We start from the raw sequence: 22,539 nt of genomic DNA on the forward strand, positions 1-22,539 counted from the left end.
CGCCGCGGACCGACCGGCTCAGTTCCCCTCGTGTTCCAGGCCCCGAAGCATCGTATCGACGCGGGCCTGCTCGTCTATCTCGTCTGGATGGACCGCGAACACGACGATGACGTCGCCCTCGTGCTCGAAGGAGGCCGCGTGCATCAGGACGTCGACGTCCTGCCCGAAGACGGTCATCACTCCCGAGAACGTGCTGACCTGTCGGGCCTCGCCGAGCGACTGCGTAGTGCGATTGCTCTCGAACTGGATGTCCCGGACGCCGCCGGCGCGAGCGGCCACCTGTGCGACGACCTCTCGGTTCGACCAGCTAGCGGCGGGGTTGAGGCTCTGCCCGGCCACCTCGGCGTTGGGCGTCGAGACGACGACAAAGCGGGATAGCTGTACCGTCCCGAGCGGGCCGAAGTCGATGCCGCGACGGTACTGGTCGACGTGGCTGACGACGCGGATCGTCCGCTCCTGTCCCGCGAACTCGACGGTTCGAGTGACGTTCTGTTCGGTCGAGTTGGTCAGTTCGTACCCCGTCGATTCCAGGACGCTGTCGTCGACGCTGGTCGGCGCGGACTCGAACGCGACGGTCTCGCCCGTGATGAGGCCGACGCATCCGGAGGAGACGACGAGGAGGGCGACGAGGACACCCAGTAGCGGTTTGCGCATACGAGAACTGTACGAGTGGGGGGTGATAAGTCCGCCGCCGCTACTCTCAGAGTCGATAGCTCGGGCCGTCGTCGGTGTCCTGTACCTCCACGCCGAGCGCTTCGAGTTCGTCGCGCAGCTCGTCGGCCCGCTCGTAGTTGCCGGCGTCCCGTTCCCGTTCGCGCACGTCGAGGACGAGTTCGACGATATCGCCGGCGAGCGTCACGTCGCTTTCCCCGCCCGCGTCGCCGAAGGAGAGGCCGAGAATCCCCCCGCCGAACTCCTCGAACGTCTCGATCGCCTCCCGAAGCGCGCGGTAGTCGTACTCGTCGGTCCCGTCGACGTGCGTGTTGACCGCGCTCGTCAGGTCCAGCAGCGCGGTCGTCGCCTCGCGCGTGTTGAAGTCGTCGTTCATCGCCGCCTCGAAGTCGTCGCGGACCGAGTCGACGGCGTCGCGGAGCCCCTCGTCTTCGACTTTCGCGTAGGCGTCGACGTCGTCGCAGGCCTCGACCGCTCGCTCGTAACCGCGCCGGAGGCGGTCCCAGCGCTCCTCGGCCTCGGCGATGGTCTCCTCGCTGTAGGTCGCCCGCGAGGTGTACGCCGTCGAGAGGAGGAAGGTCCGGAGCACGTCGGGACCGAACTCGTCGACGGCCGCGCCGACGGTGAAGAAGTTCCCCAGCGAGGAGGACATCTTCTCGCCTTTCGTCTCCAGCAGTCGAACGTGCAGCCAGTAGTCGGCGAAGCGTTGGCCGGTCGCCGCTTCGCTCTGTGCCACCTCGTTCTCGTGGTGCGGGAAGACGAGGTCCTGTCCGCCGACGTGAATGTCGATGGTCTCGTCTAAGTGCGTCATCGACATCGCCGAACACTCGATGTGCCAGCCCGGTCGGCCCTCGCCCCACGGCGAGTCCCACGTCTGAGCGGTCTCGCAGGCCTCTTCGGCGGGCGCGGCCTCCGGGTGCTGGTGCTCCTCGATGTCCTCCGGCGCGACGCCGCCGCCCTTCCAGAGCGCGAAGTCCGCGGGGTGGCGCTTCTCCGATTCGGCGTCTTCGCCCTGCGACTCTATCTCGTCGACGGACTGGTTCGATAGCTTCCCGTACCCCTCGAAACTCGTCACGTCGAAGTACACCGAGCCGTCGGCCTCGTAGGCGTGGCCGCCCTCGACGAGTCGCTCGACGAGGCCGATGATCTCGGGGATGTGCTCAGAGACGCGGGGGTAGACCTCCGCGCGGTCGAGATTCAGCGAGCGCATGTCCTCGATGACCTGCCGGACGTAGTGTCGAGCGACGCTCTCCTCGCTGTCGCCGTCCTCGCCGACGCGGGCGACGATCTTCTCGTTGACGTCGGTGAAGTTCTCGACGTGGTGGACGTCGTACCCCAGCCACTCCAGCCAGCGACACATCACGTCGACGTGGACCCACCCGCGGGCGTGGCCCAGATGCGGCGGGTCAGAGGTCGTGAGGCCGCAGTAGTAGAGCAGGACGGAGTCGGGGTCGCGCGGCTCGAACGGCTCTGTCTCGCCGGTCAGCGTGTTCGTCACGCGCAGCGTCATTGTCGGAGTGGACTGCTCCTGGCCGCTTTAAGCCGTCGGATAGCCGGCGCGTGACCGCTGGGACCGGCTCACCGACCGACGGCGTCCTCGGTGATTCTGAGCGCGTCCGGACCGTGGCGGCGTTCGACGACCACGGCGAGCGTGGCGTCGCCGACGGCGGCCGCCTCGACGGGCACCTCTGCGGCCCGCAGCCGCCCGAGAACGTCGGCCAGCGCGGTCGGGGAGAGGTCGCCGCTGGCGACGATGCCCGTCAGCGACCCGGCTCCGTCGGCGAACGCCGCGTCGCCGACGACGAGCAGCGGCGAGGTCTCGTCGTCGTCCGCGTCGTCAGTTCGTCCCAATCCGCTTCGCATCGCGACGCGGGCCTCGCTGTCGTGAACCGGGTCGTCGGGGAGCTCCTCGGCGAAGCGGCGCAACGCGGTGGCGACGGCGTCGGTCTCCCCCGCCACGTCGAGTGTTCGAGCGGCGGCGGTGTAGTTGACGACGCCCGCTCGGAGCGCGTCGTAGAGGAACGGGCGCTCGCGGACGGCGTCGCGCGTGGCGGCGGCGAGTGACATACGAAGTGGCGGGCGACGCGGGACCAAAAGTCTACCCGACGCCGCCAGCGAAGCCCATAAGAGCGGGTCGTCCCAAGCGAATCGCATGAGACAGGCACTCGTCATCGCGGCTCACGGCTCGCATCTGAACGCCGAGTCGAGCGCGCCGACGTTCACGCACGCCGACACGATCCGCGCCACGGGCGCGTTCGACGAGGTCCGCGAGACGTTCTGGAAGGAGGAGCCGTCCTTCCGCGAGGGGCTTCGCACCGTCGACGCCGAGGAGGTGTATCTCGTTCCGCTGTTCGTCTCGGAGGGGTACTTCACCGAGCAGGTCATCCCCCGGGAGTTCCGCCTGGAGGAGTGGGACCCGGAGCTGTGGGACTCCGACGGCACCAGCGCCACGCACGCGACGCTCACCGCCGGGGACACCGGCCAGACGGTCCACTACTGCGGCCCGGTCGGTACCCACGACTCGATGAGCGACGTCATCGTCCAGCGGGCGGAGTCGGTCACCGGCGACCCCGACGTGGGCGAGGGGTTCGGCCTCGCGGTCGTCGGCCACGGCACCGAGCGCAACGAGAACTCGGCGAAGGCCATCGAGTACCACGCCGACCGCATCCGCGGGATGGACCGCTTCGACGAGGTGGAGGCGCTGTTCATGGACGAGGACCCCGAGGTCGACGACGTGACGGAGTTCTTCGAGAGCGACGATATCGTCGTCGTCCCGCTGTTCATCGCCGACGGCTACCACACGCAGGAAGACATTCCCGAGGACATGGGCCTCACCGACGACTACCGGACCGGGTGGGAGACGCCCGCCGAGGTCGACGGCCACCGCATCTGGTACTCGGGGGCCGTCGGGACCGAGCCGCTGATGGCCGACGTGTTGCTCGAACAGGCCGCCGACGCCGGGGCCGACGTGCGCGCGGCCATCGAACGAGTCCGCGAGGAGACCAGAGAGCGCGTCGCGAGCGGCGACTGATCCGACTCGGATTCTCCGCTGTCACGCCGTCCTGCCGGAACGAGCGGCTTTTTGCGCTCCGACTGCTACCCCGCGGACATGGACGAGTCTCACGTCGAGGCGTTCGCCGACGCCGCGTCGGACGGCGTCGCGTTCGACGGCATCGAGGCGCGGGTGGAGGGCGACAGCTACGCCGTCGAGGCCGCCGACGGGTCGGCGACGGTCGTCGCCACCGAGGAGTTCGCCGACGTGGCCGCGGAGTACGACGAGTACGTCACGAACTGGTACTTCTGGCACGCGACGGCTCCGCAGGCCCAGGCTCGCTGGGCGTTCCTCCGGTGGGTCGAGGGGGCGGACTCGACGCCGGTCCCCGAGCGATACGACCGCTTGCGGGAGGGGCTGACGACGACGTGGGGTCAGTTGGCGATCACCGTTTCGCTGACCGGGGGCGGCGACCGGGTCTACGAACTCCGTCACGAGGACGACCAGGCCGAGATCGACCGCGGTGAAGCTCTCGCGCTCGACACCTACGAGGACCCGCTCGACGCCCGCGAACTCGCCAAGCACGACGACGACGGACAGTACCGCCCGCTCAAGACCGCGCCCACCCTCCAGACGGGATGGGAGTTCGCCGCACTCGGCCCAGCCGACCTCGTCGAGGCGGTCCACGCCTTCTACCCGGCGACGGTCCAGAACTGGTATCGGGAGCGCGAGGGCGAGTTCGACGTGAACCACTGGCACGAGACCGTCGAGCGCCAGACCGGCATCTACGGCGTGGTACAGACGTGGGACCGCGGCGAGGGCCACGAACACGTCGACTGGGTCGCGGAGGCCTGCTGTGACGACTCCCAGTGCCTGAAGCGCCGCGAGTGGGAGTACGACGAGGAGACGGCGCTCGACCCCGGGGGCAACCAGACCGACGAGGGCGAATTCCCCTGCCGCGAACCCTGCTCGCTCGTCATCTCCGCCGCGCGCAAGTGGACGAAACTCGAAGGCGAGGAGTCCCGGACCTACGAGTTCGAACTGACGCCCAGCGAGAAGGAACAGGTCGAGGAGATCATCGACGCCGTGGCCGACGGCCGTACGGCGGACGTCAGGGAGGCGGACATCTACGACGGCGCGAACCGCTATCGGACGCGGTTCCTCCGAGCGAAACGGTTCGACGACGAGGGCAACCTCTCGGGGATCGAAACCGACGACTGAGAACGACGCGAGCGAGGCGACTCACCGAGCGGCGGCCGCGTAGACGGCGACGAGCGTGCCGATGGCGACCAGTAGCGCGAGGAAGACGACGAGGAGGTTCTGTGAGAGGAACGCGGCCAGCACCGCGAAAAACAGCACGGCACCGCCGACCGCCAGAACCTGTTCGTCGGGGACGTCGGCCAGCGCGAACCCCGTGTTCGAGTCGCGCTTCGGCTGTGGCTTGGCGAGGTCCTCGTCGACCTGTACGGGTTCGTCCTCGGGTTCGGGTTCAGCGATCCGAACGTCGACGTAGCGGGTCGTGCTCCCGTAGGCCGTGACGACCTTCAGGTTCCCGCGGGTCTCGCCGTCGCCGTCGACCGTCACGCGGACGCGCCGCTCGCTGTCCCGGTCGACGTGGTAGTTCGTGGCTTCGAGGGCGGCCAGCTTCGAGAGCGAATCGTCGAGGTGCAAGTGGACGTGCGTCGACTCGCCGTGGTTGATGAGGCGCACGTCGAAGCTATCGCTCGTCTCGAAGGTATCCGGGACCTCCAGCCCGTGGAGCTCCTTCCGGTTGATGTGGACGGGCAACGAGTCGGGCACGTTCGGAAATCGCGTGGACCCGAGAAAAAGGTTCAGGAGTCCGTCCGGGTCACGCCGGCGCTTCGTCGCGCATGTCCGGCGGGAGGAGGTTCGGGATGCCGTCCTCGATGGGGAAGGACTCGCCGCACTCCGTACAGACCAGTCGGCCGGACAGGATATCCTCGTCGTCGCGCTCTTCGACCTCCAGTTCGAGGTCGTGCTTGTCCAGCGGACAGCAGATGATGTCCATCAGGTCCTCTTTCATACCCGGGAGTGGGTCCGGTGTCCCTAAAAGCGTACTGTCTGCCAACCGTCGCCACGGTCCGCGGCGGACTGCTCCGCGAGCGACTTCAGATGAGCTTGTTCCCGCTGGCGGTGACCGGACGCTTCTCGACGACGGTACCGTTGACGGTGTTCGTCGCGAGCAGCGTCGAGGTCTGGTTCGTCGGGAAGAACATCGTCGTCGTGGTCTGTCCGCTGTCGAGCAGCGCGGTGTCGTAAGAGTCGCCGCTCGCGTCGACGACCGTGAGCTTCGTGACGCCCTTGTCGGTCGTCGCCGCCTCCGAGAGCGTCACCGTCGTGGTCACGTGCCCGCTGCTCCAGGGTTCGCTCGTCGATACGTCGTCGAAGACGGCGGAGTCGCTCGGTCCCGCGACCGTCGGTTGGAGCGTGAGACAGCCGCTCGTCCCCAGCGCGAGGAGCAAGACGATGCCCGTGAGGACCACCCGGCGCGTATGTGCTGCGGTCATCTGGCTAACCCGCCCTTCGAGGCGGAGCCATTTGAGCGTTGTACCGTCGGTTGCAAGTCGTCGCTCGGAAGTCACGTGTCCCCCGAGTCGGCGGCTCGGAAAAGCCGCTCTCGCACGTCTCAGAAGGGACGTTCTCGGATGATCGTCTCGCCGCGGCCCGGTCCGACGCCGATGGCGTAGGCGGGCGTATCGAGTTCGTCCTCGATGTACTCGACGTACGCTCTCGCGTTCTCGGGCAGCGCTTCGTACCCCTCCGCAGCGGTTTCCGAGGGATCGAACGCCTCCCAGCCGTCGAAGGTCCGAAGGTTCGCCTCGCATCGCGCCCACTGCTCCGTCGTCGCGGGCATCGACTCGCGCTCCTCGCCGTCGAGCGTGTACGTGTGGCCGACGCTCACCTCGTCGAGGCCGGCGAGCACGTCGAGGTGGTTTATCGCCAGCCCCGTGAAGCCGGAGACGCGGGTCGCGTGGCGGAGCATCGGCATGTCCAGCCAGCCGACTCGACGCGGACGGCCGGTGACGGTGCCGTACTCGCCGCCCTCCTCGCGGATGTAGTGAGCCAGTTCCTCGTCGTCGCCCTCGCCCTGCTCGTCGTAGCCGGGCGTGTCGCCGACGACGCCGCCGAGCTCGGTCGGCAGCGGGCCGCTGCCCACGCGCGTGAGGTACCCCTTCACGATGCCGATGACTTCGCCGCCGCCGACGACGCCGGGGCTGACGCCCGTGCCGACGGCCGCGCCGCCCGCCGTCGGGTTCGAGGACGTGACGTAGGGGTAGTTGCCGTGGTCGATGTCGATGATGGTCCCCTGTGCGCCCTCGAACATGACGTTCCGGCCGTCGGCCATCGCGTCGGTGAGGAACGCGCCCGCGTTGACGGTCATCTCCTCCGCCTCGAAGCGGCGGCCGACCTCGCGGAACTCCTCGTAGAGCGCGTCGACGTCGAAGGCGTCGGGGTCCTCCAACTCGGAGACGTCGAGGCCGTAGACGTCCTCGGCGAGCGCGCGCTTCTGGGGGACGACGTACTCCAGTCGCTCCCGGAGGACCTCGGAGTCAAGTAGGTCGCCGACGCGAACGCCGCGCCGTCCGGCCTTGTCCTCGTAGGTCGGGCCGATCCCGCGGCCGGTCGTCCCGACTTCGTCGCCGGACTCGCTCTTGACTTCCTCCTCGATGCCGTCGAGCACGCGGTGATAGGGGAGAATGACGTGAGCGCGCTCCGCGACGCGAACGTCGGGGTCGAGGCCGCGCTCCTGCAGCGTGTCTAGCTCGTCGAACAGCGTACGCGGGTTGACGACGCACCCGTTGCCGAGGACGCCGACCTTGCCGCGGATGGCTCCGCTCGGGACCAGGGAGAGCTTGTACTCCTCGCCCTCGTGGACGACGGTGTGGCCGGCGTTGTCGCCGCCCTGATAGCGCGCGACGACGTCCGCGTCGTCGCCGTACAGGTCGACGATGCCGCCCTTCCCCTCGTCGCCGAGCTGCGAGCCGACGATGGTTACGGTCATCGCCCGCACCTTTCGGGGGCCGTGATAAACAGATTACGGTCCCTCGCCGGCTGGAAACCAGTATCAGAACGCTACCGTCACCCATGTGAGACGTTACGACGGCTTTAATACCCCGCTCTCCGAAGCCGGAAACCGGCAAAGACGGGTAGCCGAGGGGAACTTTTAAACCCTCCAAACACAAGTTAACAATTGCCATGATAGACAGGCTTGAGAAGGAAGTCGACATGCTGGAGCGCCACTTGCAGGTGCTTCGCATGGTTATCGAGAACGAGCCTATCGGTATCGTGAAGATGTCCAACGAGACGGGCTACCCCCACCACAAGGTCCGCTACTCGCTTCGCGTCCTCGAAGAGGAGAACCTCATCGAGCCCTCCAGTCAAGGAGCCATCACGACCGAACAGACGGGCGAGTTCGTCGACGACCTGGACGAAAAGATAGACGAGATAATCGAGAAGCTCGAAGGAATGAAGATCGAAGACGCGGCAGAGATAGAAGGCTAACCCCGTTCTCTACAACTCCGGTACCGCGAGGTGGAACTCCCGGTTTCTCGCCTCGAGCAGACAGAGGTGGTAGCCGTCTTTCCGCGAGAGGTTCACGAAGCTCTTTCGCTTATCGCGGCTGAACAGGCCGCTGGAAGTCGCTTCTTCCGCGGTCTCCAGCGCGCCGGGTTCGAAGAAACTGCTCGTGACCAGGAACGCCGCCGCGAGCGACTCCGAGGCGTTGCCGACTCGCTCGGCGTCGCGGACGATGTCGGTCATCTGTCCGTCCGTCGCCGGTTGGCGAGAGTCGTTGATGTTCGCCACTACCAGCGGATTGCCCATTCGGTCGCGAGCGACCACGTCGAAGCGCTCCTGTGAGCGGTGTTGCTTCCCGTCCTCGGTGTAGGTGATCGAGACGTTCCCGTTGAGTTCGGCGCGGTCTATCTCGGGGAGCGCGTCGTACAGGTCGCGCATCGCGCTCGCGTGTCCGGTGTCTCTGATCTCGTACAGCAAGTTCCGCACGAGCCAGTCGACGAACCGGTAGTGGATGCTCTCCTGGAGGAACGTCTCGAACTCCTCGCCGTCCACGACGGCGTCGGCCCCGTCGAACTGCGTGTGGTACTCCAGTCGGAGGTTCTCCTCGACCTGCGAGCGGTCGGCGTCGCCGGCGTGAGCCTTCTCCAGGGTCGCCTCGCCCTTCGAGTGATAGCGGACGAAGAGGTTCGTCCCGTCGATGGCTTCGGTCGGCGACAGCCGCGTGCCGGCGTCCGGGGCGTCCTCCTGCACGTCGCCGAGGCGTCGCTCCAGCCGTTGGATCTCCGTCTTCGCCTCGTCGAGTTCGGTCTGAAGCCGGTCGCGTTCGGCTCTGAGGTCGTCGTTGGTCGCCGAGAGGTCGTCCAGCTCGGTGCGCAGTCGACCGACCTCGGCCTCCTTGGCGTCGAGCTCGCTCTCGACTTCCTCGACCCGTTCGCGCTGCCGGTCCGCGGCCGGCCGGTCTCGCTGTTCGTCGGTCGCCCGCGGCCGTGCCGCCGAACTCGTCGCGTCCGCCGAACGCTCCGTCCCCGTCTCCTGGGGGGTAGTCATCGATTCGGCATCGTTCGAAACGGTCGCCGCCGTCGCTGCCGTCTCGGTGCTCGCAGCCGTCGAGCGGTCGGGGTCCAGCGAGGGAATCGACCGGGTTTCGAGGTCCATCGGCGTCGTGCCGCTGGGCGCGCCGCCGGTCGCGCCACCGGTGCCGCTCGCCGCTGTCGGCGACTGAGCGGTCTCACCGGCCTCCAATGCCGTCTGTGGCGGTTCCGTCGGATCCGTCGACCCCCTCGGTTCCGCCGTCGTCGAATCGCTGCCGGACGAGGACCGCGATGCGGGCGCGTCCCGCCCGGACGCTCGCTCTGCACTCGCGGTCGTCTCGGCCGTCTCCGGCGCGGACTGCCGTGCCGACTCGGACGAGTCCATCGAGCCACCGGTCGTCGACCCCTCGGTCTCGGTCGCCTCGGCTTCGCCCGTCTGCTCCTGCTCGTGCTCGTTCGGCTGTGCCGCCGCATTCGACCGCTGTCTCTCCACATCGGGACCCGCGATTCCCTGGTCGGTACCCGCCGCCTTCGATCCCGGTGGCCCGCCGGTCGCCGGTCCGGATCTCCGTCCGGTCTCCGGATCGTCGCTCGCTTCGTTCGTCGCGTCAGTCGCCGTCGGCGACTCGGACTGGTCGGCCGGCCCGCCCGAGCCGATCGGTTCCGCGGTCTCGTCGGCCGACTCGCCTTCGCTCGCCGCCGGGTCCGTCTCGGCCTCGTTCGCGTCGGCGTCGTCCGCTTCGGCGGTCCCGACAGTCCCGGCCATCGCTCCACCGGTGTCCGGCTCGGCGGGTTCCGGGACCTCGACGGGCGAGATCCCGACCGGTTTGACCTCGTAGATGCCGACTTCGTCGTCGGCCTGCTCGAACGCGTCGTCGTCGGTGACGAGGCGTTCGGCGCTACCGACCCAGGCGACGCTCATCGACCGGCCGCCGTGGTAGACCTGGTAGTAATCGCCCGAGAGGACGTTCTCGGAGAGCTCGACGAACCCGGTGAAGTTGCCGTCCGAGAGCGTCTCGTTCACCTCGGAGAGCGGCGTGTCCTGCGTGTAGTACTTCGCCCGGACCTCGTCGGCGCGTTCTTGCATCACCGCGAGCAACGGGAGCGCCTCGTGGGGCGCCCGCCGAGCGGTACCCTCTCCGTCCTCGAAGTCCTCGATATCACCCTCCAAGACGCCGACGACGGTGCCGCCCACCATGAACAGCCGCGTCGGCCCGCTGACGACGGCACCGGAGAACTCATCGGCGGCGAGAGCCCGAAGCCCCTCGTAGCCGCCCTCGAAGGGCACCGACTCCCACTCTGAAACCAGTTCTACCGTGCGCGTGCTCATTACCTTCATCAAACCGCATGGCAGACAAATAGTTTGTGCCCCGTCAGACGCGCGGCGAGTCGGCCGGTCCGCGACGCCGGTTCACGCTCGTGTCAGCGGTCGCGGGACTCCGATGGGCATATGCCGCCCGACTGCCAACGCCGGGTATGGAAGAGCAACCGGGGTTGAGCGACCAGTATCGAACGGCCAGTCCGTGGCCGGTGTTCGTCGCCCTCGGACTGACACTCTCGGAGATCGGCGTCTTCATCGGCCTGTTCCCGGTCGCGGTGTTCGGCCTCATCCTGTTCGGCGGGAGCATCGCCGGCATCCTCACCGAGTCGGACTACGCCGAGCGGCCGTGGCCGACGCTGCTCGCCGTCGGCGGGATTCTGGCCGTCCTCGCGCTCGCGATCGGCGTCTTCCAGCTACCGATGTCGGCGTTCACGGTGGCGAACATCGGCGAGGGACCGCTGTTTACCCGACTCGTGGCCGTCGTCGTTGCCGGTGTCATAATGATGGCGATGGGCGGCGTCGGGTCGCTCCTCGAACGGACCAAGGTCTGAGCGAAACCAACAGTCTATTTACCGGCCTGCGCTAACTCCGTGACATACATGGCACTGCTCGGGTTCGAAAAGGACACCCTGCTTGACCTCACTGTCAACGTCATCCCGCTGGGCATTCTCCTCTTCTTCATGGGGGTATTCGCAGTCGTGCCCGCGTTCGGCACCGACCCGGTCTTCACCGGGCTCCAGTTCACGCTGATGCTCTCGACGTTCTTCCTGCTGGCGGTCCTGACCTACTACGCCGGTCGGGCCATCGAGAACGCCGAGGAGCACGAGGGCGACGCCCAGCAAGCCAGCGCGACTAACGAACCGAAGGGCGAAGTGACTGGTCTCGACGACACCGGCGTCGAGGACGAACGCGCCCTCGAAGACGGCGAGCACGACGACAGCTAATCGAAGGCAGCCGAGCGAACCGCGGCGGAACCGCCCCTTTCATTATCGCCCAGTTCTGAGGTGCCACCATGGCAGCAGGAGATCTAGTGTTGACGGGGTTGATGGCCTTCCTCCTCGTCGCCGTCGCCGCGCTACTCACGCGCATCGAGAACTGGCGGTCCTACACGCCGCTGGCGGGCGGCGGGACCGCGACGGGCGAAACCGTCGTGCATCGGGAGAAGCCCACAGGCATCATTCGCTGGCTAACCACGGTCGACCACAAGGACATCGGACTGCTGTACGGGACGTACGGCATCATCGCCTTCGCGGTCGGCGGCGTCATGGCGATGGCGATCCGCCTCCAGCTGGTCACGCCGAGCGGTGCGCTGCTCGGGACGAGCGCGTACAACTCCATCCTGACCAGCCACGGCATCACGATGCTGTTCCTGTTCGGGACGCCGATCATCGCGGCGTTCGCGAACTACTTCATCCCGCTGCTGATCGGGGCCGACGACATGGCGTTCCCGCGCATCAACGCCATCGCGTTCTGGTTGCTCCCGCCGGCGGCGCTGCTCATCTGGGCCGGGTTCTTCCTCGCGCCGGTCACCGAGAACATGATCGAACCCGCCCAGACCGCCTGGACGATGTACACGCCGCTGTCCGTCCAGCAGGCGAACCCCGGCGTGGACCTGATGTTGCTCGGGCTGCACCTCTCCGGTGTCGCCGCCACCATCGGTGCGATCAACTTCATCGCCACCATCTTCACCGAGCGTGACACCGAGGTGACCTGGGCCAACCTCGACATCTTCTCGTGGACAATGCTGACCCAGTCGGCGCTCATCCTCTTCGCGTTCCCGCTGCTCGGGAGCGCCATCGTCATGCTGCTGCTCGATCGGAACCTCGGGACGGCGTTCTTCGCCGTGGAGGGCGGCGGACCGCTGCTGTGGCAACACCTGTTCTGGTTCTTCGGCCACCCCGAGGTGTACATCCTCGTCCTCCCGCCGATGGGACTGGTGAGCCTCATCCTGCCGAAGTTCTCGGGCCGGAAACTGTTCGGCTTCAAGTTCGTCGTCTACTCGACGCTCGCCATCGGCGTCCTCTCGTTCGGCGTCTGGGCCCATCACATGTTCTCGACGGGCATGGACCCGCGCCTGCGAGCCTCGTTCATGGCGGTCTCGCTGGCGATCGCCATACCGAGCGCCGTCAAGACGTTCAACTGGATCACGACCATGTGGAACGGTCGCCTCCGCTTGAACACGCCGATGCTGTTCTGCATCGGGTTCGTCTCTAACTTCATCATCGGCGGCGTCACCGGCGTCTTCCTCGCCGCGATCCCCGTCGACATGGTGCTTCACGACACCTACTACGTCGTCGGTCACTTCCACTACATCGTGATGGGCGCCATCGGCTTCGCGGCCTTCGCCGGCATCTACTACTGGTTCCCCATCTTCACGGGCCGGATGTACCAGCGCACCCTCGGGAAAGCGCACTTCTGGCTCTCGATGATCGGGACCAACGTCACGTTCTTCGCGATGCTGGCGCTCGGCTACCTCGGAATGCCGCGCCGGTACGCGACCTACGAGTTCAACGGCGCGATCGCGCCGCTGGCGCAAGTCGAGACGTTCCACATCCTGGCCTCCGTCGGCGCGGTCATCCTCTTCATCGGCCAGCTGTTCTTCGTCTGGAACATCGTCCAGTCCTGGCTCGAAGCGCCGAAGGTCGAGGACGGCGACCCGTGGAACCTCGAACGCGACGACATGCTGGACCGCGAGTTCCAGTGGTTCGACCGAAAGCTCCAGACCGCGGTCACGGACGGCGGTGAAGACGAAGAAGAGCAGTCGATGCTGACCGACGGCGGGCAGCCGGAAGAGGAGACTGACGGCGACAACTGACGACGGCGACGCTCGACGCTTTTTCGCGCGCGATCTTCGACGGCGAGACTACGCCGCGCCCGAGACGAGGACGATCGCCGTCACGAACATCATCAACGCGATACCGGAGAGAACGACGAACAGCAGTTCTTTCTGTGACATAGCGAGACTACGGGACCGAAGTGAAAAAGGCTAATCGTCTCGCTCGCCTACGGACCGATATGACCGAACAGCCCGCGGGGACGCCCGGCGAGAAGGTCGTCGCCCAGTTGTACGTCATCATCGTCGCGCTGGCGGGCGTGATGGGGTTCGTGCTGGGCACCATCCGCCCCGCTGACCTCGACCCGCAACTGTTCGGGGTCATCCAACTCCCGCCGACGCCGTTCGGCGTGGCGCTGTACGGCGTCGGAACGGTCGGGACCGGCCTCGGAGTACTGCTGGCGCTGGTCGTCTACATCTCGCGGCGAACCGAGGGCGCGGGCGGCGAGCGCGACCCGCAGTAGCCGTCGGTATCAGCCTCGACACCGCCGACGGGTCAGGTGCGGTCGATCGTCACCAGATCTTCGACGTCGAGTGCCACCGATTCGAGGCGACAGTCGCCCGTCGCGTCGTGGTACAGCGCCGTCGAGACTGGTCCCGCGACGAGGGCGGTCAGAAAACTGCTCGCGAACAACCCACCCAGAAATACGGCGACTGCGAGAACGAGTACCTGTGGGAGACCGGACCCGACCGGCAGGAATTCGAACGCCGGGTCGAACGGCAGGGCGCCGAGGACGTGAGCGACGACGAGACCGACCGCGCTTCCGATTCCGAGAACGCCCAACGCGTGGCTGAGCGTCTTGGCGCTGTAGACCACGACCAGTCCGCTCCCCCACCGGCCGGTGACGACAGACTCGATACGGCTCGCGAGGTCACGAACGCCGCCGTCCTCTGTCGCGATCGCCGGCGCGAGGAAGACGCCGAGGAGACCCGAACCGGTTCGCAGGCTCTCGGTGTCGCTGTAGTAGCCGGCGAAGAACGCGCCCGAAACGGCGAGCGCGCCGAGCGCTATCTCCGGCAGTCGGTGAGTAGCAGCGACCAGCCCTGACCCCGGCCGCGGACGGCGACCGCGGAACACCGCGTCCAGTTCGTGACAGTACGCCACGTTCAAGAAGGTCGTGACGACCGGCAGGACGGCGAAGTTCAGGAACAGGCCACAGCCCGCCAGCGCGAAGATCACCAGCGGATGCGAGGGGAGATTCGGACCGACGCCGGTCAGCAAGAGCGCGAAGACGCCGACCATCGAGACGACGGAAGCGACGACGGTAGTCGAAACCAACGCGGGGTACACTAGGGACGACGGACGAGACCTTATCGACCGGACGCACTCGGAGAAGATGCCGACCTGCCGCCGCAGCGACGGCGTCGTTCTGCGTAGTTCTCTCACGAGGCGAGATGACTCGTTTTGCTATTTAAACCGTCGCGCGGGAGCTACCGGCCGAGTGAGACAGTCTCAGGCCACGCCCGCGGTCTCGCGGTAGCTCCCGTACTTGGCTTCGAACACCGCCATGATCTCGCCCATCGTCGCGTACGCCTTGACGGCGTCGACGACGGCGGGCATCACGTTCTCGTCGGCCTCGACGCGCTCGCGGAGGTCGTCGAGCGCGGCCTCGACCTCGCCCTCGTCCCGGTCGCCCTTCACCTCGGCCAACCGCTCGCGCTGGCGCTCCTGGACCGCTTCGTCGACTTTCAGCACTTCGGGTTCGGTCTCCTCTTCGACCGCGTAGGCGTTGACGCCGACGACGACCTCCTCGTCGCGCTCGACGCGCTCCTGATACTCGTAGGCCGAGTCCTGTATCTCCCGCTGGAAGTACCCCTGTTCGATGCCGGTCAGGACGCCGTCTCTCACCGAGCCGTCGCCCAGTTCCTCGCGGACGTGGTCGATGTGAGCCATCGCCTTCTCCTCCATCTCGTCGGTCAGCGCCTCGACGGCGAAACTGCCGCCCAGCGGGTCGACGATGTCGGCCGCGCCCGACTCCTCGCCGATGATCTGCTGGGTGCGGAGCGCGACCCGGACGGCCTCCTCGCTCGGCAGTGCCAGCGCCTCGTCGAAACTGTTCGTGTGGAGGCTCTGCGTGCCGCCCAGCACGCCCGCGAGCGCCTGGATCGTCACGCGGACGACGTTGTTGATCGGTTGCTGGGCGGTCAGCGACTGGCCGGCGGTCTGGGTGTGGAACTTCAGTTGCTTGCTCGCGTCCGCTTCGGCCCCGTACCACTCGTCCATCGCGCGGGCGTAGATGCGCCGGGCCGCGCGGAACTTCGCGACCTCCTCGAAGATGGAGTTGTGCGAGTTGAAGAAGAAGGAGAGCTGGGGCGCGAACTCGTCGACGTCGAGGCCGCGCTCGAGACAGTCCTCGACGTATGCGAAGCCGTCGGCGAGGGTGAAGGCGAGTTCCTCGACGGCGGTGGACCCGGCCTCGCGGATGTGATAGCCCGAGACGGAGACGGGCTTGAACTTCGGCGTCTCCCGACAGGCGAACTCGATGACGTCCGTGACGAGTTTCAGCGAGGGCTCCGGCGGGACGACCCACTCCTTCTGTGCGATGAACTCCTTGAACATGTCGTTCTGGAGGGTCCCTCGGATCTCCTCGCGAGGGACGCCCTGCCGGTCGGCCAGCGCGAGGTACATCGCGTAGACGACCGGCGCGCTCGGGTTGATGGTGAAGGAGGTGGAGACCTCGCCCACGTCGATGCCGTCGAACAGTTGCTCCATGTCGGCGAGCGTGTCGACGGCGACGCCCTCCTTGCCCACCTCGCCGTCGGCCATCGCGTCGTCGGAGTCGATGCCCATCAGGGTCGGCATGTCGAAGGCCGTCGAGAGGCCGGTCTGTCCCTCGTCGATGAGGTAGTGGAACCGCTCGTTGGTCTCGGCGGCGGTGCCGAACCCGGCGAACTGACGCATCGTCCACTGACGGCCGCGGTACATCGTCGGGTAGACGCCGCGCGTGTACGGCTCCTCGCCCGGGAATCCGACGTCGCCTTCGTAGTCGATCCCGCTCACGTCGAGCGGCGTGTACAGGCGGTCGACTTCGAGGTTAGAGACGGTGGCGAAGCGGTCGCGCCGTTCGCCGTGGGTCGAGAGGGCGGGATCGAGCGTCTCGGCTTCCCACTCGGCCTTCGACTCCCGGATCGACTGGAGGTCCTCCTCGTCGAACATACCACGCAATTTGTCACCAGTTAGCAAGAGTTTTCGGGCGACCGGGAACGCCCACGCACCGACCGGGATTCACTCCTCGTCCTGTAACCGCTGTGTCGTCTCGACGAGCGGATGTCTCCCGTAGTCGACCACCTCGATGTCGTCGATGCGTTCGAGGTCCGAGTCGGCGGCCGTCTCGGCCATCCCCAGTTCGACCGGTTCGTCGAGGACGATGACGTAGGCGTCCATCTCCTCGATGCCCAGGCGGGCCGCCGCCTTCACGCGGTGGTGCCCGTCGGCCAACAGGAGGTCCCCGTCGTTGTCGATGACGACGAGCGGCTCGGCCAGTCCGCGTTCGAGTTCGTAGACCCGCCCCTCCAGCTCGTCCGCGTACACCGTCGTCTGCGTCGGCGTCAGGTCCGAAAGCGTCACCTGCCGGTGGTCCTCGTGGGACGTGATGTCGTGGATATTCTCCAAGGTCCGGCCGAGCTTGTCGACCTTGTCCGGCGTGGCCCGCTCGATGTGCGACCGGATCACGTCGGCGTTCGAGATGATGCCGACGAGGTGGCCCGCGTCGTCGACCACCGGCAGTTTCTGGATGCCCGACCGGAGGATGACGCGGGCGGCGTCCTGGACGGCCATGTCCGGGTGGGCGACGAGGATGTCGTCGCTCATCACCCGGAACATCGGCTCGTGGTCGGCCGCGAGCAGGAGGTCGCGCGCGCTGACGAACCCCTCGACCCGCCGGCCGTCCGTCACAGGGAAGCCGCTGAAGTCGTCGCTCTCGGCGATTCGCTTGGCCACCTCGGCGACGGTGTCGTCGAGTTCGACAGTCGCCACGTCGCGGGTCATGTACTCCCCGACCGTCGGACGACTCGGGTCTCCCATCGCTCCGAGTACTCCACCGAGCGAGAAAAAGCCTCGGCTACTCCTCTTCGGTCTCGGTGTCGGCGTCATCCACGAGAGTCGGTTCGATATCGCTCGTGACCTCCGCGTACGTCTCGGGGCCGAACTCCGCGGCGGGGTAGACGCTCCCGAGCAGGCGGTGTGACCGCGACTGCACGGCGTCGAGGAACCGGTCGTTGACGACCGAGCGGACAATGTCCTCGAGCGACTCCTCGCGGTCCTCGACGGAATCGAGGACGCCGAGGGTGATCTGTGCACCGGCCATGTCGGCGTGGCCGCCCGCCGACCCGATCTGTCCGAACGCGTCGCGCATCGCCTCGCCGAGGTCGATGTCGGCCCCGCGCGCCCGAGCGGAGGCGTAGATGGTGCCGTCGAGGACGCCGTACACCATCGTCGCCTGCACGTCTTCGAGGTCGAGCAACCGGTCCGCGGCCTGTGCCAGCGCGTCCCGGTCGGAGAGTTGGCCGACGCAACTCAACAGCACCGACCCCTCCTGTTCGCGGTTGTCGATGGCGCGACCGATTATCGAGAGCGTCTCGGCGCTGACGCTCGGGTCTTCGATGCGCTGGAGCGCGTCCATGTCGGCCCGGGAGACCAGGTGTGCGGCGGCCTCGAAGTCCTCGGCCGAGACCTCCCGCCGGAAGTCCTTGGTGTCGACCCGGATGCCGAAGAGCAGGCCGGTGGCGATGGGTTCCGGGATCTCGATCTCGAAGCGCTGGAAGTAATCGACCAGCAGGGTGCTCGTCGCGCCGGCCGCGCTCCGCAGGTCGACGTACCGGGCTTCGACCGGGAACCGCGGCGGGTGGTGGTCGATGACGACGTCGACGTCTAACTCCTCCGGCAGCTGGTCGTTGACACCGGGGCGGGAGTGGTCGACGAGCGCGAACCCGTCGTAGGGGTCGAGGGCCTCGGCGTCCTCCGGGTCCAAGTTCACGAGCTCGTACTCCAGGAGGTTGACGAACGCGCGGTTCTCCTGGTGGGAGATCGAGCCGTAGTAGCAGACCGAGACGGTACAGCCGACCCGCTCGGCGAGGTTTCCGAGCGCGACGGCGCTGGCGATGGCGTCGGGGTCGGGATTGTCGTGCGTGACGATGGCGAGGTGGCCCTCGACGTCCCGGAGAGCGCGCTGGAGCTGTCGAGCGCGGGTCCCGTCCGTCCCGACCGTCCGACCGAGCCGTTCGGTGATGACGCTCGCCGGGTCGACGACCCGGTCAGCGTTTTCCTCGATCTCGGCACGCTGGGACTCCGAGACGTCGTAGCCGGTGTAACACAGGCAGAAGGACTCGGGAAAGAGATCGCCGACGACAGTCGTCGCCGCGGCGTTGTCGGCGGCGTCCTCGGTCGCGACGATGACTGTCTCCGGGACGACGCTGAGCCCGTCGAGGACGGCGGGGTCCGAGATCTCGCCGACGGTGACGGCGGTCCCCTCGGTTCGCAGCGTCTCGGCGCGGTGCTCGTCGGCGGTCACGACGTGAATCGACCCGTTGTCGTCACTGAGAGCGTCGACGAGGGCGAGTGCGGTGGGCCCGGCTCCCAGTACCAACCGAGACGGCATAGCTCTCTGTGGGCGTCGGAGTCCCTAAAAACCCGTTACTTTAATCGCTCCTGCAGGAACGACGGATGCGCGGCGGTAACGCCGTCCAGCGTGAGTAGCTCCTCCTCTATGACGGCGGCCAGCGAGTCGCCGTCGTCCGCTCGGACCTCCGCCATCAGCATGTGGTCGCCACTGGACGTGTACAGCGCCTCGACGGCGGGGACGTCCTTGAGCTTGCGCGTCGCCTCCACGTAGCGTTCGCTGGCGACGTCCATGCCGACCATCGCGATCGACTGTCCGGCGAGTTTCTTCGGGTCGATATCCGCGGAGTACCCGACGATGACGCCCTCGTCTTCGAGTTTCTTGATGTACTTTCTGACCGTCGGCTTCGAGACGTTGGCCCGGTCGGCGATCTCCGCGTATGATGCCTGTGCGTCCTCTTCGAGGACCGACAGGATCCGACGCTCCGTAGACTCGGCACTCATGGAGCAATATTTACGATGCAAGAAAAAATATCTTCCGAACCAGAAACCGGCGTTCTGGCCGTCGAAGGTGGGGTCGTCCTGACCGAAACGACCCTTACTTGTGGTGTTCGAGCAGGTTGTCGTAGGTCCGCTCCCACTCGGCGTCCTCGTCGAAGTACCGCTCTGCGAGCGGTTCCTCGGGCATCTCGCCGATCTGGCGCTTCTCCTGGCCGTAGGAGGGGCGGCCGTCCTCGACGTAGTAGCGACCGGTCAGCACTTCGCCCTCGTGGAGCTTGTTCTCCGTCTCGAACATCATCTCGGAGGCCTCCTGCCGGTTCGAGACGTCGAAGTCGTAGTCCTCGGACTGCTGGATGTCCGTGTAGGGGACGTACTGCTTCGCGTCCTTGTTCCAGGTCGGACACTGCGTCAGGAAGTCGATGTGCGCGAAGCCGTCGTGTTCGATGGCCTCGGCGATGATCTCCTTGGCCTGGTTCGGGTTGACGGCGGCGGTCCGGGCGATGTAGGTCGCGCCGGCGTTGAGCGACTGCGACAGCGGCCGGACGGGCGTCTTCGCCGAGCCGTGAGGCTGGGTCTTGGACTTGTGGCCCTTCGGCGACGTCGGGGACGTCTGTCCCTTCGTCAGGCCGAAGATCTCGTTGTTGAACACGATGTAGGTCATGTCGTGGTTCTCACGAGCGGTGTGGATGAAGTGGTTCCCACCGATGCCGTAGCCGTCGCCGTCGCCGCCGGCGGCGATGACTTCCACGTCGGGGTTGGCCAGTTTCGCGGCCCGGGCGACGGGCAGCGACCGGCCGTGGATGGTGTGGAAGCCGTAGCTGTTGAAGTAGCTGTTCAGTTTGCCCGAACAGCCGATACCGGTGAACAGCGCGACCTCGTCGGGGTTGCGCCCGACCTCCGGCATGGCCTGTTTCAGCGCCTTGAGGACGCCGAAGTCGCCACAGCCCGGACACCAGGTCGCCTGCGGTTCGATTCCCGGTGTGAACTCGTCTCTATCGATCTCGCGGTCGTCGCCGATTGCGCTGAATGCACTCATAGTTAGTCACCCGCTGCGGGGAGGTACTTCATGTTGCTCGCGGCGAGGTCCTCGCCGTTGATGCTGGTCTCGAAGCCGTCGACGATCTCCGCGGGTTCGAAGGGGTTGCCGTTGTACTTGAGCAAGCTCGAGAGCTTGTCGCCGTACTTGCCGATCTCCTTCTGCGTGAGCCCGCGGAACTGCGCCGAGGCGTTCATCTCGACCACCAGCGCCTCGTCGACGGAGTCGAGCCACTCGCTGACTTCGTCGACGGGGTAGGGCATCATGTCGGATACGCCTAACGCCTTCACGGAGTGTCCGTTCTCGTTGAGTCGGTCGACCGACTCGAAGACGGTGTCCTGCTGGCTGCCCCAGACGAGGATGCCGTGGTCTGCGTCCTCCGGACCGTAGTAGGTCTGGTGGCTCGTGTTCTCGTCTAAGTCCGACCGGATGTCGTCGAGCTTGTTAATCCGACGCTCCATCTGGGCGATGCGGTTCTCGGGGTCCTCGCTGATGTGACCCGAGGGGTTGTGCTCGTTCCCGGTCGCCAGATAGCGGCCGTCCTTCTGGCCGGGGACCGAGCGCGGACTGACGTTCGAGCCGTCCGCGGGTTCGTGGAGGAACCGCTGGAACTTGCCCGAGGCGTGGTGTGCCGCCTCCTGGATCTCGTCTTCGGTCAGCACCGACCCGGGGTCGGCGTTGGCCTCCTCGTCGAAGTGACTGGCGGGCACGTTCCGGAGCTCGCCCTGGATCTTCTGGTCGTAGACGACGATGGTCGGGATCTGGTACTCGTAGGCGATGCGGAACGCCGAGCGCGTCTGCGTGTAGCACTCGCGGATGTTCGCGGGCGCGAAGACGACGCGCGCGGAGTCGCCCTGTGAGGTGTACAGGACGTGCTCTAGGTCGGCCTGCTCGGGCTTGGTCGGCATCCCGGTCGAGGGACCGGCGCGCATCGCTTCGACCAGCACGAGCGGCGTCTCGGTCATCTCGGCGAGACCGAGCGGCTCCGACATCAGCGCGAAGCCGCCGCCGGACGACCCGGACATGGACTTGACGCCCATGTGCGAGGCACCGAGCGCCAGCGCCGCCGCGGCGATCTCGTCCTCGACCTGTTCGGAGATCCCGCCGAACTCCGGCAGGTGTTGGGACATGATGGTGAAGACGTCGGTCCACGGGGTCATCGGGTACCCGGAGATGAACCGACAGCCCTCGTCGAGCGCGCCGTAGGAGATGGCGTTCGACCCCGAGAGGATGACCTGCTCCTCGTCGTGGGAGCCGTCAGGAACCTCGATGTCGTGGTCGATGTCGAGGTCCGAAGCCGCCTCGTAGGCGTCCTCCAAGACGCTGAGGTTGGCCTCCTGCATATCCCCGCTCATGTTCTGCTCGATGAGGTTCTCGAACTCCGTGGTGTCGATACCGAGGATGGCGGCGGTCGCACCGATACCCGCGGTGTTCCGCATGATCTCGCGCCCGTGTTCCTTGGCGATGCCGCGCAGGTCCATCGGGACGAGGTGCCAGCCGTTCTCCTCGGCGTGTTCCTCGAGCTCTATCTCCTCGACGTCCGATTCGTCGAGCAGCCCCTCGTCGTACAGGAGAACCCCGCCCTCGCGGAGCTCGTCGAAGTTCTCGTAGAGGGGTTTCAGTTCCTCTTTGCCGTAGTAGGCCTCGTCCTGCGGATTCCGGGCGAAGGAGTCGCCCAGCGCCAGCAGGAAGTTGTAGCCGTCGCCGCGCGACTGGACTGGGTCGTCCTTCGCGCGTACCTCTACGTACGTGTGGCCGCCCCGAATGCGCGACGGGTAGTGACGATGTGTGAAAACGTGAAGTCCCGAACGCATCAGGGCCTTCGCGAAGTTCTGGCTGGTCGAGTCGATCCCGTCACCGGAACCGCCAGCGATCCGCCAGATTAGTTCGTTGTCTGTCATGGTGAAATCCTCGGCCCCAGCTGTGGTGCCGTACCGGGAGATTGGGGGGCCACGACTAAAGATTTTCCACTATATTAGGGTCCATTAATTGTTATCAATAGCGCGAGGGCTCCTGATTTAACGATTTTTAAGAGTGTGGTGTGATTACTCACCGCA

The 22,539-nt window shown here is 66.6% G+C and carries 22 protein-coding genes; 7 read left to right on the top strand and 15 right to left on the bottom strand.

The window, feature by feature from the left end; translation table 11 throughout:
- Nucleotides 1-18: 18 nt before the first annotated feature.
- The 3 genes from GO488_RS17375 to GO488_RS17385 all read right to left on the bottom strand — a co-directional run bounded on the left by GO488_RS17375 (nucleotide 19) and on the right by GO488_RS17385 (nucleotide 2,739).
- A complete protein-coding gene (locus tag GO488_RS17375; RefSeq protein WP_162319117.1) occupies nucleotides 19-654 on the bottom strand; it encodes a DUF6517 family protein in 636 nt (211 codons plus the stop codon).
- 46 nt (nucleotides 655-700) lie between these two features.
- The gene (cysS, locus tag GO488_RS17380; protein ID WP_162319118.1) at nucleotides 701-2,182 is read right to left on the bottom strand and encodes a cysteine--tRNA ligase; all 1,482 of its coding nucleotides are present in this window, start codon (nucleotides 2,180-2,182) and stop codon (nucleotides 701-703) included.
- A gap of 68 nt (nucleotides 2,183-2,250) precedes the next feature.
- Complete coding sequence (locus GO488_RS17385; protein WP_162319119.1) at nucleotides 2,251-2,739, bottom strand: DUF7523 family protein; 489 nt, start codon at nucleotides 2,737-2,739, stop codon at nucleotides 2,251-2,253.
- An 85-nt stretch (nucleotides 2,740-2,824) separates the two neighbouring features.
- Here GO488_RS17385 and GO488_RS17390 point away from each other — a divergent pair, with 85 nt between their 5' ends.
- Nucleotides 2,825-3,703: a CbiX/SirB N-terminal domain-containing protein gene (locus GO488_RS17390; RefSeq protein WP_162319120.1), complete on the top strand. Its 879-nt coding sequence runs from the start codon at nucleotides 2,825-2,827 to the stop codon at nucleotides 3,701-3,703.
- A 78-nt stretch (nucleotides 3,704-3,781) separates the two neighbouring features.
- Complete coding sequence (locus GO488_RS17395) at nucleotides 3,782-4,885, top strand: DR2241 family protein (protein WP_162319121.1); 1,104 nt, start codon at nucleotides 3,782-3,784, stop codon at nucleotides 4,883-4,885.
- A 21-nt stretch (nucleotides 4,886-4,906) separates the two neighbouring features.
- Here GO488_RS17395 and GO488_RS17400 read toward each other — a convergent pair whose 3' ends face one another.
- The 4 genes from GO488_RS17400 to GO488_RS17415 all read right to left on the bottom strand — a co-directional run bounded on the left by GO488_RS17400 (nucleotide 4,907) and on the right by GO488_RS17415 (nucleotide 7,688).
- Nucleotides 4,907-5,464, bottom strand: coding sequence for a DUF7524 family protein (locus GO488_RS17400; RefSeq protein ID WP_162319122.1), 558 nt, complete (start codon nucleotides 5,462-5,464; stop codon nucleotides 4,907-4,909).
- Nucleotides 5,465-5,513: 49 nt separating this feature from the next.
- Nucleotides 5,514-5,708: a methytransferase partner Trm112 gene (locus tag GO488_RS17405; protein ID WP_162319123.1), complete on the bottom strand. Its 195-nt coding sequence runs from the start codon at nucleotides 5,706-5,708 to the stop codon at nucleotides 5,514-5,516.
- 85 nt (nucleotides 5,709-5,793) lie between these two features.
- On the bottom strand, nucleotides 5,794-6,192 hold the full coding sequence (locus tag GO488_RS17410) for a hypothetical protein (protein ID WP_162319124.1): 399 nt from the start codon (nucleotides 6,190-6,192) through the stop codon (nucleotides 5,794-5,796).
- A 119-nt stretch (nucleotides 6,193-6,311) separates the two neighbouring features.
- Nucleotides 6,312-7,688, bottom strand: coding sequence for an adenylosuccinate synthase (locus GO488_RS17415; RefSeq protein ID WP_162319125.1), 1,377 nt, complete (start codon nucleotides 7,686-7,688; stop codon nucleotides 6,312-6,314).
- A gap of 194 nt (nucleotides 7,689-7,882) precedes the next feature.
- On the opposite strand from GO488_RS17415, the gene GO488_RS17420 reads away from it, so the two are divergent.
- Complete coding sequence (locus tag GO488_RS17420; RefSeq protein WP_135304560.1) at nucleotides 7,883-8,188, top strand: hypothetical protein; 306 nt, start codon at nucleotides 7,883-7,885, stop codon at nucleotides 8,186-8,188.
- 9 nt (nucleotides 8,189-8,197) lie between these two features.
- Here the strand turns inward: GO488_RS17420 and GO488_RS17425 are convergent, their stop codons facing one another.
- Nucleotides 8,198-10,564: a DUF7527 domain-containing protein gene (locus tag GO488_RS17425; RefSeq protein ID WP_162319126.1), complete on the bottom strand. Its 2,367-nt coding sequence runs from the start codon at nucleotides 10,562-10,564 to the stop codon at nucleotides 8,198-8,200.
- 146 nt (nucleotides 10,565-10,710) lie between these two features.
- Here GO488_RS17425 and GO488_RS17430 point away from each other — a divergent pair, with 146 nt between their 5' ends.
- The 4 genes from GO488_RS17430 (at nucleotide 10,711) to GO488_RS17445 (ending at nucleotide 13,852) form a co-directional block, all read left to right on the top strand.
- Entirely contained in the window at nucleotides 10,711-11,106 is a 396-nt protein-coding gene (locus GO488_RS17430; protein ID WP_162319127.1) for a DUF7541 family protein, read from the top strand.
- Nucleotides 11,107-11,154: 48 nt separating this feature from the next.
- A complete protein-coding gene (locus GO488_RS17435; RefSeq protein WP_162319128.1) occupies nucleotides 11,155-11,499 on the top strand; it encodes a DUF6684 family protein in 345 nt (114 codons plus the stop codon).
- 68 nt (nucleotides 11,500-11,567) lie between these two features.
- Complete coding sequence (locus GO488_RS17440; RefSeq protein WP_162319129.1) at nucleotides 11,568-13,370, top strand: cytochrome c oxidase subunit I; 1,803 nt, start codon at nucleotides 11,568-11,570, stop codon at nucleotides 13,368-13,370.
- 200 nt (nucleotides 13,371-13,570) lie between these two features.
- Nucleotides 13,571-13,852 carry a DUF7520 family protein gene (locus GO488_RS17445; protein ID WP_162319130.1) on the top strand — a complete coding sequence of 94 codons (282 nt, stop codon included), beginning with the start codon at nucleotides 13,571-13,573 and terminating at the stop codon, nucleotides 13,850-13,852.
- A gap of 32 nt (nucleotides 13,853-13,884) precedes the next feature.
- Here GO488_RS17445 and GO488_RS17450 read toward each other — a convergent pair whose 3' ends face one another.
- From GO488_RS17450 to GO488_RS17480, 7 genes are all read right to left on the bottom strand, one after another.
- Entirely contained in the window at nucleotides 13,885-14,667 is a 783-nt protein-coding gene (locus tag GO488_RS17450; protein ID WP_162319131.1) for a hypothetical protein, read from the bottom strand.
- A 174-nt stretch (nucleotides 14,668-14,841) separates the two neighbouring features.
- Nucleotides 14,842-16,545, bottom strand: coding sequence for a methylmalonyl-CoA mutase family protein (locus GO488_RS17455; protein WP_162319132.1), 1,704 nt, complete (start codon nucleotides 16,543-16,545; stop codon nucleotides 14,842-14,844).
- A 69-nt stretch (nucleotides 16,546-16,614) separates the two neighbouring features.
- Complete coding sequence (locus tag GO488_RS17460) at nucleotides 16,615-17,412, bottom strand: CBS pair associated ParBc domain-containing protein (protein ID WP_162319133.1); 798 nt, start codon at nucleotides 17,410-17,412, stop codon at nucleotides 16,615-16,617.
- 37 nt (nucleotides 17,413-17,449) lie between these two features.
- Complete coding sequence (locus GO488_RS17465; RefSeq protein ID WP_162319134.1) at nucleotides 17,450-18,985, bottom strand: DHH family phosphoesterase; 1,536 nt, start codon at nucleotides 18,983-18,985, stop codon at nucleotides 17,450-17,452.
- 35 nt (nucleotides 18,986-19,020) lie between these two features.
- On the bottom strand, nucleotides 19,021-19,449 hold the full coding sequence (gene lrpA1 / locus GO488_RS17470; protein WP_162319135.1) for an HTH-type transcriptional regulator LrpA1: 429 nt from the start codon (nucleotides 19,447-19,449) through the stop codon (nucleotides 19,021-19,023).
- A gap of 94 nt (nucleotides 19,450-19,543) precedes the next feature.
- The gene (locus GO488_RS17475) at nucleotides 19,544-20,482 is read right to left on the bottom strand and encodes a thiamine pyrophosphate-dependent enzyme (RefSeq protein ID WP_162319136.1); all 939 of its coding nucleotides are present in this window, start codon (nucleotides 20,480-20,482) and stop codon (nucleotides 19,544-19,546) included.
- Between the two features lie 2 nt (nucleotides 20,483-20,484).
- Nucleotides 20,485-22,383 carry a 2-oxoacid:acceptor oxidoreductase subunit alpha gene (locus GO488_RS17480; RefSeq protein ID WP_162319137.1) on the bottom strand — a complete coding sequence of 633 codons (1,899 nt, stop codon included), beginning with the start codon at nucleotides 22,381-22,383 and terminating at the stop codon, nucleotides 20,485-20,487.
- Nucleotides 22,384-22,539: the final 156 nt, after the last annotated feature.

The organism is Haloarcula limicola, from assembly GCF_010119205.1.
GTDB classification, from domain to species: domain Archaea; phylum Halobacteriota; class Halobacteria; order Halobacteriales; family Haloarculaceae; genus Haloarcula; species Haloarcula limicola.